The following is a 255-nucleotide window of genomic DNA, read 5'->3' as shown; positions in this document are numbered from 1 at the left end:
AAGAAGCCAAGGTCCAGCAGACCATCAGCGGCAAGGCCTCGGGTGAGTTCCAGGCTGGCGACGTGGTGAGCTTCAAGCTCAACGGTACCGACTACAGCGCCAAAGTGGCTGCAGACGGCAGCTGGAGTGTGAAGGTGGCCGGTGCGGACCTCGCAGCGGAAACCAACATCCACGCCACCCTGGTAGCCCACGATGCCGCGGGCAATAGCGCCGATGTACTGGCTGATCATGCCTACACCGTCGTCCTCGTTCCGC

The 255-nt window shown here is 62.7% G+C and carries 1 protein-coding gene; it reads left to right on the top strand.

Annotation, left to right across the window (positions count from 1 at the left end; translation table 11 throughout):
* Positions 1–255 (top strand): hypothetical protein (locus IB255_RS30665; protein WP_192211307.1); only part of this gene is annotated, 255 nt, incomplete at both ends.

Origin of the sequence: Pseudomonas sp. PDM22 (assembly GCF_014851965.1) — a bacterium.
In the GTDB taxonomy this organism is placed as follows: Bacteria; Pseudomonadota; Gammaproteobacteria; order Pseudomonadales; family Pseudomonadaceae; genus Pseudomonas.
Note: the sequence above shows the minus strand (reverse complement) of the source record. Positions and strands in the feature narration are given on the sequence as shown.